Origin of the sequence: Acetobacter musti, assembly GCF_011516835.1 — a bacterium.
GTDB lineage: Bacteria > Pseudomonadota > Alphaproteobacteria > Acetobacterales > Acetobacteraceae > Acetobacter > Acetobacter musti.
Genome location: NZ_WOTB01000062.1, coordinates 1 through 9,558, shown reverse-complemented (window position 1 = coordinate 9,558; position 9,558 = coordinate 1). Strand labels below are relative to the sequence as shown.

7 protein-coding genes and 1 pseudogene are annotated in these 9,558 nt (G+C 57.1%); 4 read left to right on the top strand and 4 right to left on the bottom strand.

The features are described from left to right. The first annotated feature begins 269 nt into the window (after positions 1-269). Both ku (GOB93_RS20180) and ligD read left to right on the top strand, forming a co-directional pair. On the top strand, positions 270-1,130 hold the full coding sequence (gene ku / locus GOB93_RS20180; RefSeq protein ID WP_173585189.1) for a non-homologous end joining protein Ku: 861 nt from the start codon (positions 270-272) through the stop codon (positions 1,128-1,130). A gap of 3 nt (positions 1,131-1,133) precedes the next feature. Continuing rightward, positions 1,134-3,668 (top strand): DNA ligase D, encoded by a 2,535-nt coding sequence (gene ligD / locus GOB93_RS20175; protein ID WP_173585188.1) that lies wholly within the window; start codon positions 1,134-1,136, stop codon positions 3,666-3,668. Here ligD and ku (GOB93_RS20170) read toward each other — a convergent pair. Next, positions 3,665-4,468: a non-homologous end joining protein Ku gene (gene ku / locus GOB93_RS20170; RefSeq protein ID WP_173585187.1), complete on the bottom strand. Its 804-nt coding sequence runs from the start codon at positions 4,466-4,468 to the stop codon at positions 3,665-3,667. The two genes, ligD and ku (GOB93_RS20170), sit on opposite strands and share 4 nt — an antisense overlap. Before the next feature lie 172 nt (positions 4,469-4,640). Here ku (GOB93_RS20170) and GOB93_RS20165 point away from each other — a divergent pair, with 172 nt between their 5' ends. Beyond that, entirely contained in the window at positions 4,641-4,931 is a 291-nt protein-coding gene (locus GOB93_RS20165; RefSeq protein WP_173585186.1) for a DUF3175 domain-containing protein, read from the top strand. A 14-nt stretch (positions 4,932-4,945) separates the two neighbouring features. Here the strand turns inward: GOB93_RS20165 and GOB93_RS20160 are convergent, their stop codons facing one another. Then, positions 4,946-5,248 (bottom strand): plasmid stabilization protein, encoded by a 303-nt coding sequence (locus tag GOB93_RS20160; RefSeq protein ID WP_173585185.1) that lies wholly within the window; start codon positions 5,246-5,248, stop codon positions 4,946-4,948. Between the two features lie 234 nt (positions 5,249-5,482). Between GOB93_RS20160 and GOB93_RS20155 the strand changes: the two are divergent. Then, a pseudogene (locus tag GOB93_RS20155) lies at positions 5,483-5,932 on the top strand (transposase). Between the two features lie 207 nt (positions 5,933-6,139). On the opposite strand, the gene GOB93_RS20150 reads toward GOB93_RS20155, so the two are convergent. Further along, a complete protein-coding gene (locus GOB93_RS20150; RefSeq protein WP_173585184.1) occupies positions 6,140-7,681 on the bottom strand; it encodes an efflux transporter outer membrane subunit in 1,542 nt (513 codons plus the stop codon). Between the two features lie 29 nt (positions 7,682-7,710). After that, positions 7,711-9,558: efflux RND transporter permease subunit (locus GOB93_RS20145; protein ID WP_173585183.1), on the bottom strand; the 1,848-nt coding region annotated here is incomplete at its 5' end.

Genomic DNA, 9,558 nt, shown 5'->3' with positions numbered 1-9,558 from the left:
AGTGGCTTCTGAAAGGCCACATCAACAGGCCTTACAGAAGACCGCACACGATCACACGTCAATATGGGTCAGAAAACTCTTGCATAACGGACGGCAACCACAGAAGAAATCAGGTGAGAAGCAGGGATTTATGATCCTGATTTTCCTGTCTGAATCGTAAAATCCCTGCTGACACAGACCAGAACCTGACATTGGACAGATCACGCACGACCGGAACATTTGTCTGTCCTGATGCGTTTACCCGATGCTCACGACGGAAAGGTGTCGCCATGGCCACCCGGGCAAGCTGGAAAGGCGGTCTCACGATCGGGGAACTGACATGCCCCGTTGCCCTTTATGCGGCCGTATCGGCCTCTGAACGGGTTGCTCTGCATCTGATCAGCCGTCCGACGGGACATCGCGTGCATCGCCATTATATCGACAGCGAAACCGATGATGAAGTCGGACGGGACGATCAGGTCAAAGGCTATAAGACGAAAAACGGCGAGATCGTTCTGCTCGAACCGGAGGAAGTCGCGGCCGCCGTGCCCGACAGCGACAAAACGCTTATTCTCTCTTCTTTTATCCACTGCAACGAAATCGACGACGTCTATCTGGACCGTCCGTACTATCTCTGTCCTGCGAAACCGGCAGCGGGAGAGGCCTTCGCCCTGATCCGCGACAGTCTCATCCGGCAAAACGTTGCGGCACTGACTCAGATAATTCTGTTTCGTCGGGTGCGCCCTCTGCTCATCAGAGCTTATGAGGACATCCTGCTCGCAACGACTCTGAATTTCGATGATGAGGTACGGTCATCCCGGGACGCTTTCAAAGATATTCCCGGCCACAGACTTCCGCGAGAAATGCTGGATCTGGCAGCTCATATCATCGAAACAAAGAAAGGGCATTTCGATCCGTCGGTTTTCGGAGACCGCTACGAGGCGGCTCTGGCTGATCTCGTGCAGGCGAAACTGGCAGGAAAAAAACCACGCCCCCCTCGTCGTCCGGCTGAAAGCAAGGTCGTCAGTCTCATGGATGCCCTGCGGGAGAGCGCTGACACCACAAAAAGCGGAACACCGGATACTCCTTCCCGCAGAACAAAAACCGGCTCCCGTTCCCGGCCATCACATGGCCGCCGTAAAGCGAGCTGAACCGTGGCTCTGGAAACCTATCGCGGGAAGCGAGATTTCAGAAAAACACCAGAGCCATCAGGAGAGGGTTCGCAGGCAGAAGGACATCACTTTGTCATTCAGAAGCACGATGCGCGACGGCTGCATTACGATTTCCGTCTAGAACTGGATGGCGTTCTGAAAAGCTGGGCGGTCACAAAAGGCCCAAGCCTTGTTCCCGGGGAGAAGCGTCTAGCCGTTCATGTCGAAGATCATCCGCTGGACTACGGCGATTTCGAAGGCACGATCCCTGAAGGAGAATATGGCGGCGGCACGGTGGCCATCTGGGACCGCGGAACCTGGACTCCGCTCGAAGACGCGCAAAAAGGGCTGGCGAAAGGTCATCTCGATTTCGAGCTGCATGGAGAAAAGCTCACCGGCCGCTGGCATCTGATTCGGATGAAAGGCAAACCCCGCGACAAACGCGATAACTGGCTGCTGATCAAAGCTGATGATGACGCAGCCCGCAGTCCCGACGATCCGGACATTCTCGAAGAACAACCGGCCTCTGTCAGATCAGGCCGGACAATCACCGAAATCGCCGGAAATAAACCGCACCACGCAAATAAAATTCCAAAAATACCTTATAATGCAAAGAAAAAATCAGAATCGTTTTCCCGAGAAGCCGATAAGTCCGAACCCATAAAGAGCGCAAAACCTGGTGAACTTCCCGCCTTCGTCGCGCCCGCACTGGCCACGCTGGTCCCCAGACCACCTTCAGGTCCGCGCTGGATTCATGAAATCAAATTCGACGGTTATCGCCTTGAAGTCAGACTCGAACATGGTGCAGTGCAGCTTCTGACGCGGAGCGGACTGGACTGGACTTCGAAATTCGGTGGCGCCGTGCGCGACGCACTGGCGGCTCTGCCGGTTGAAACCGCTTTGATCGACGGCGAACTGGTCGTTGAAACCGGTGCGGGCGCCAGCGATTTTTCTGCCCTGCAGGCCGATCTCAGCGAAGGACGGACGGACCGCTTTATCTTCTATGCCTTTGATCTGCTTTACCTGAACGGAGAAGATTTCCGTACATCTCGGCTGAGCGACCGCAAAGCCGCGCTTCACCGTCTTATCCCGGAAACATCCGGCATCGTGAGATTCAGCGACCATCTTGATGATGACGGAGCGCTGGTTCTGCAGCATGCCTGCCGCCTCAGTCTGGAAGGCATCGTCTCGAAACAGGCGGACTCTCCCTATCGCTCCGGCCGTGGCAGAATCTGGGTCAAATCGAAATGTTCAGCGCGGCAGGAATTCGTCATTGGCGGTTACGTGTCATCCACCACGGGCCGTAAAAGCGTGGGCGCGCTGGTGCTCGGCGTGCATGACGCGCAGGGACTCCGCTATGTCGGACGGGTCGGAACCGGGTTTTCGGCCCATGTCGCCGCCGGCCTGTTCCATGATCTGGAGGCGATAAGAATATCCCGCAACCCCTTTGCGGACCGACTTTCTTCCCAGGAAGCCCGCGGCGTACGCTATGTTCGCCCCGAGCGCGTAGCGGAGGTGGAATTTCGGGCCTGGACGGCCGACGGGCGGCTACGGCATGCTTCCTTTCGCGGGGTCCGCGACGACAAACCGGCAGAGGAGATCATTCGCGAAATGCCCGCAGCGAACACATCGCCAGCCAGACCGGAAAAAGAACAGAAACGTACCGTCACGCTGACCCACCCGGACCGCATCTACTGGCCGGATGCCGGCGTCAGCAAGGAAAGCCTCGCCGATTACTATGCCGCCGTATGGCCGCGCATTGCCCCGTTCATCGTTGACCGGCCGCTGGCGCTGCTGCGATGCCCGGAAGGGATCGAAGGGCCCCGCTTCTTCCAGAAAAACACCTGGAAAGGCATGAACGCCCATATCCTGGCGCTGGATGATCCGCAGGGCGATGCCGACGGGCACCTGATCGGCATCCATGATCTCGACGGTCTTATGGGACTGGTGCAGTCGGCGGCGCTGGAAATTCATCCCTGGGGTGCCTCGTGCCGCGACTGGGAAAAACCCGACGAACTGGTCATGGACCTCGATCCGGGCGACGACGTTCCCTGGAAGGCCGTCATCGCCGCAGCTCGGGAAGTGCGCGAGCGTCTCGGCGCCTCCGGTCTGACGGCCTTCGTCAAAACTTCCGGTGGCAAGGGCCTGCATGTCGTAGTCCCCCTGAAACCAGAGGCCGGCTGGGATATAGTGAAAACCTTCTCCCGGACACTGGCGCAGGCTATGGCCTCCGACAGTCCGGACCGCTTTGTCGCAACAGTATCTAAAGCGAAGCGCCACGGAAAAATCCTGCTCGACTATCTGCGCAATCAGCGCGGTGCCACATCCGTAGCTCCCTATTCGACACGCGCCCGTCCCGGCGCGCCGGTCTCCATGCCGGTAACCTGGGAAGAACTGGATTCAGTTACCGGACCAGCACAGTTCACGACAGGTAACACCCTGGAACGTCTCGCCGCACTCCGCACGGACCCATGGGAGACTTTCCATGCGGCACGGCATCCGATCGAAACCAGAACACTTCGCAAACCCCGTGGTTAAGACCTGTTTTTTCCCGATGTTTTCAGACTCGCCTTCAGAGCGTCCATGATATTCACAACATTTCCTTCCGCAGGAGACTCAGCCAGTGGTGCAGCCGGTTTCCTTTTAAGGGTCCGCTTTCTGGCATCGATGATCCCTTTCAGACGCGTCTGCACAGGGTCCCGGATCACATCCGGATTCCAGGGGCGGGTGTGCCCATCAATGATCTTCCGAAGCAGGGCGAGTTCCTCCTGTCCCGGTTCCGGCAAGTTTTCAGACGGAAGATAGTCCGCCGGATCACGCACCTCATTGCCGTAACGCAGCGTCCAGACTACAATCCCGTTGCCGCGTGGCTCCAGCAATACGGCATGCTCCCGCCGGTAGAGAACCAGCCGCGCAATTCCGACTGTATCGGTATGCCGCATGGCATCACGGATGACGGCGAAAGCTTCCTCACCGATCCCCTCATCCGGCATGAGATAATGCGGTGTATCGTACCAGATCCAGCCGATTTCACCGACATCGACAAAACATTCGATTTCAATGGTATGCGTGCTTTCAAGAGCAACGGCATCCAGCTCCTCATCCTCGAGCAGCACATAGCGGTCGCCGCCGCGCGGATAGCCTTTCACAAGATCATCATCCGCGACCGGTTTGCCCGTTACAGCATCGGCATACTGAACAATGACACGATGGCCGGTTCTCCGGTTCATCGTATGAAAATGGATGCGGTCCGCTTCGGTTGTGGCCGGACTCATCGATACGGCGCAGGTCACAAGGGAAAGTTTCAGATGTCCCGCCCAGAATGGTCTGGTTGCCATAACCTGCTCCCGATCATGCAGAGTGCTGAACTCTGACGTCTGACCGGAAGACAGGTTGCCTGCCGTCTGACGCATCCGGTCCGTCGGGCAGGCGTTTCACAGCTGACATGCACTTTTCCGCGCAACAAAAACCAGGGCCGGCTTTCAGTATGTCCCGTAAGGAGCCATTTCGATGACCGAAAAGAAGAAACCAGAACGCTGGTCAGGAGACGTCACCCGTCACAGTGACGCACTGGACCTCGAACCCGATATCTTTACATCCGATGATCCGCACCACATCGCGGAATCCCTGAAACATTCAGCCGAGACCAGCACACGTCGAAAAGCGCAGCCCTTCCGCTCTGCAATGTCGATGCTGGTTTTCTATATCAACCGGGCAGGCCGCTCGCTTTCCCCGCAAAGACGTCAGGTTCTGGACAGAGCCAAAAAAGAACTCCGCCGCGTATTCGGCCGCCCAGGCTGAGGTGCGGCCTTCTTCTATTTCTCGTTTTTCCTCCGGGTTTCAGCAGCTTTTCGCGCTGAAGCAGAACGTTCCTCCGGCGTCCGGTGAGCGGAGGCCGCCCCACCTGCTTTGCCACCCTTTTGTGACGGCTCGTGCGTCACGGCGTGACCTCTTCCCGATCCGCTTTTCTTGCCGCCACCGGTTTCCTTGTTGACAGTTGCCCATGCGCGGCGTTCCGCTTCACCCTCGCTGATGCCACGCTTTTCATGCCCTTCTTCGATATGTTCAGCCTGTCTCTTCTGCTTATCCGTATAGGTGGATTTATCTCCACGCGGCATGATCCATGCTCCCGTTTTATGCAGTCCGGACAATCCATCGTACATACAATGTGCGACCGGTTTCTCTGACAAAGCGGGAAAGCAGAAAAAGTTTTCCGATCCACGATTTTTCCGGAAATCCACGGAGAAACCTTGGCGGTGTGGATAGAAGTCGCTCCTTAGGCTGAGGACCTGTTAATTTATTGAACTGATCTGGCTGTTGTGATTCACAGTCTTACCGATAGAGGTAAGTCTGTGAGTGACGTGTTTTTGCTGTCCGGGCGCCAGATGGAGCGGATCAGGCCGTTTTTTCCTCTGGCGCATGGCGTGCCGCGTGTGGACGACAGACGGATTCTGAGCGGGATCGTTTACGTGATCCGTAGCGGCCTTCAGTGGAAAGATGCTCCGAAAATCTATGGTCCAGACAAAACCTTATGCAACCGCTTTATCCGGTGGAGCCGTCTGGGTGTCTTCGACCGGATCTTCGTCGCGCTGACAGAGCAGGCTGCATTCCGCCGAAGAAGAACCGGAAATCAAAGCTGCCTTACGACTGGCATCTGTATAAAAAGCGCCACCTCATCGAAAACATGTTCGCAAAACTCAAGGACTGGCGACGTGTTGCGACCCGATATGACCGCTGTGCTCACACATTCATGTCTGCCAATCCACATCGCCGCAACCTTCATCTTCTGGCTCAAAGAATGATGCCTGAGCCTAGGGAATATCGGCTTTCGGGAAACTGTCCCAGCCACTTGAACGGCCGACATAAGGCGACTGCTGCCTGTCTGCTTGCCCCGCGTAGCGGTCATTCCAAGAACGCGGCTCTTCGACACAGAGAGAACCATCAATCGACGGGTCTTGGGTCTCTGCACCTTACCCTTACTGTCGAAAAGTTTCCGTTAGCAGGCGATTTTAGTGAACAGAATCGTCCTGCTTTTTCTCCAGAAAGCCGGGCACCAACGGGTTGTCCTGTTGCAGGGAATTCTTGCCGGGCAGATTCCTCGCATCCCAGCCACCACCAAGATCCGCAATGAGCTTAATGCTGGCGACAAGACGACTTTCCTGAATCTGGAGGGCCGTTTGCTGATCACTGAGAGCTGTTTGCTGACTGGTGATGACAGTGGTGTAAATTGCCGTCCCGAAACGGTATTCATCCATGGCGATGTCGGCCGCCTTCAGGGCCGATATGACCGCAGCCTGCTGCTGGCCGGCCTGCCGCTCAAGAATGCGAAGGCTGGAAAGCTGATCTTCGGTGTCCTGAAGAGCCGTGAGAACAACCTGCCGATAGTTGGCGACGGCACTGTCATAATCCGCATTGGCCTCCTGCACGGCCGCTGTCCGCGCTCCGCCTTCGAACAGGGTCTCACTCGCAGAGGCGCCAAGCGACCATATCCGGTTCGCCACCTGAATCAGTGACTGTACAGGAGCGCCGCTGTAGCCATAAGCGGCGGAAAGAGACACATCCGGATAGAACGTCGCGATCGCCGCGCCAATTTCCGCATTATATTCCTCCATCTGCCGTTCAGCAGCCGCAATATCGGGGCGACGCTGAAGAAGTGCCGCGGGAAGCGTAACAGGAACCGGAGGTATCGCCGACGGCATTTTTGACCGCGGCAGGGAGAAATCGCCCGGCGCCTTTCCGATCAGCACCGCAATGGCATGCTCATATTCCGCACGGTTTACGTCTGTGGCGGTGGCGGAGGCCTGCGCCTGCTGAAGAGTCGTTCTGGCCTGATATTCATCGATGCCGCTGACTGTACCCCCACTATGCTGGCTCCGCACTATGGCCAGAGAATGCTCATAAAGACCTATGGACTGTTCAAGAAGAGTTTTCAGAGACTCTTCATAGCGCAGGGCAAAATAATCCTGCGCCAGTTCGGACTGATAGGAAAGACGCGCATTGGCCACATCAGCGGCACTGATCTGGGCGGCAGCGACCTGTTCCTGAATCTGGCGTCTGATCTTGCCCCACAGATCAAGATCCCAGTCTGCCGTAACCTGCGCCGCATAGGTGTTCGAAGTCGAGCCCGTGCTGTATCTGGTACCACTTGTGGACGTCGCATTACCTCCCTGGCTGTTCCGCGCAAAACTCAGACTGCCGGCAAGCGTGGGATACAGGCTGGCGCGCGCGGCCGTCACCATGGCGCGGGCCTTGCGATAACTGGCTTCATATTCCATGACGTTCTGATTGCTGAGCACAATCTGCTCTTCCAGCCCGTTCAGAACCGGATCGTCATAAACACGCCACCATTCACCTTTGGGCCACGCCGCCATCTGCGGACTGGCCTGCATCCATCCCCCGGCCGGCTTCAGTTCTTTAAAACGCGCAGAAACAATGGCCTGAGGACGCTTGTAATCCGGCCCCACCATCAGACAGCCGGAAACGCTCAGCGCGGTCATTGCCATCATGCCGATGCGGATGCCGGGAAACAGGGTGCGGAAACGTCGTGTCATGGAAAGATCCTGAAACAGGGGCATCGCGATCAGGAGCGGGCCGGATAGAAAATTCGTGACAGGGCCTTGAAAAACGACCCAGACGTACGCCGCATGGTCCGCCCGAAACCATCAAGATAGAGATAGATGACCGGCGTGGTGTAGAGCGTCAGAATCTGACTGAAGAGCAGACCTCCGACGATAGAGATTCCAAGAGGACGCCGCAATTCCGAGCCATACCCGTCTCCCATCACCAGCGGGAGCGCCCCCATCGCGGCAGCAATCGTCGTCATGAGGATCGGCCGAAAACGAAGAAGGCAGGCTGTATGAATAGCCTCTTCGGACGACATGCTGTCGTGCCGCTCCGCATTGATGGCGAAATCCACCAGCATGATGGCGTTCTTCTTGACGATGCCAATGAGCAGAATCAACCCGATCAGTGCGATAACATCGAATTCCTGCCCGAACAGATACAGAGCAAGAAGCGCCCCCACACCAGCAGACGGCAGCGTAGAAAGGATCGTGAGCGGATGGACGAAGCTCTCATAGAGAATGCCCAGAACCATATACACCGCGGCCAGTGCAGCAACGATAAGAAGAGGCTCGGAACTGGCCGAACTCTGAAACTGAGCGGCAGTACCAGCAAAACTGCCATGGATGGTGGCAGGCATATTCAGCTTCACCATCTCTTCATTGATGATGCGTACGGCGTCCGACATCGACGCACCCGAGGCAAGGTTGAACGAGAGGGTGGCGGCCAGGGCCTGCCCCTGATGGTTCACGGTCAGGGACGTGATCCCATCATGGATTTCCGAAACGACCGAGAGCGGAACAAGGGTTTCACTCGATGACGACACCGCCGAACCGCTGGAAGCGCCGGTCCCGCCGGCAAGACTGTTCTTGATGGAATTGGTGAACGACTGGCTGCTGGCGGAAGACGTAGAAGAGTCGCTCGCACCGGAGGATGTGTCCGAAGCAGACATCCGGATCGTATTGCTCTGCGTGCTCCCGCTCGCCGTGCCGCCGGATGCGCTGACCCAGACACGCCGGAGCATATCCGAATCTTCCCAGTAACGTGCCTGCACATTCATCACCACACGATACTGGTTGAGTGGATTGTAGATTACCGAAGCAGAGCGCTGACCGAAGGCGTCATAAAGAGCGTTGGTGACAAGCTGCGGCGTCAGTTCGGTGCGCCCCGCAAGATCGCGCCTGATGTCCACACTGGTGGCCAGACCGCCACGCTGCACATCGGTAGAAATGTCGGCCAGTTCGCGGTGCCGCGCCAGAGCCGCCTGAAGCCGTGGCATCCAGTCGTAAAGCGTAGTCGCGTCACTGCTCTGAAGGGAATACTGATAGGCGCCATTACTCATGCGCGCGCCGGAAGGCAGCAGGCTGGGAAGCATGGCGATGAACTGGGCTCCGGCGACATCCCGGGTCCGCTGGCGCAGATCAGCCATGGTCGCCTGAACCGGAACATGGCGCCGGGTCTTGTCTTTCAGTTCGACAAACATGTTCGACTGGTTGGCCGCAGTCCGCCCCCCGACGAAACCCGTCACACTGACAACATCCCTGTTGGACAGTATGCTTTTCTCGACAACAGTGATCTTCTGCATCATCGCCTGAAACGAAATCCCCTGATCCGCCGTCAGATGAGCCATCATCGTTCCACTGTCCGTCGTGGGAAGCAGCCCTCTGGGCATCCGGACAAACAGAATCGCCATGATGACGATGGTCACAGGCAGAGACAGGATAACCAGCCGCCGATGCCGCAACGCCACAAGGAGGGATTTCTTCTGTGGTTGCCGTCCGTTATGCAAGAGTTTTCTGACCCATATTGACGTGTGATCGTGTGCGGTCTTCTGTAAGGCCTGTTGATGTGGCCTTTCAGAAGCCAC

Excerpts from the sequence above, each read along its gene's own strand:
- ku (WP_173585187.1), bottom strand. The coding sequence starts at position 4,468 with ATGGCAACCAGACCATTCTGGGCGGGACATCTGAAACTTTCCCTTGTG.
- GOB93_RS20165 (WP_173585186.1), top strand. The coding sequence starts at position 4,641 with ATGACCGAAAAGAAGAAACCAGAACGCTGGTCAGGAGACGTCACCCGT.
- GOB93_RS20150 (WP_173585184.1), bottom strand. The coding sequence starts at position 7,681 with ATGACACGACGTTTCCGCACCCTGTTTCCCGGCATCCGCATCGGCATG.
- ku (WP_173585189.1), top strand. The coding sequence starts at position 270 with ATGGCCACCCGGGCAAGCTGGAAAGGCGGTCTCACGATCGGGGAACTG.
- GOB93_RS20160 (WP_173585185.1), bottom strand. The coding sequence starts at position 5,248 with ATGCCGCGTGGAGATAAATCCACCTATACGGATAAGCAGAAGAGACAG.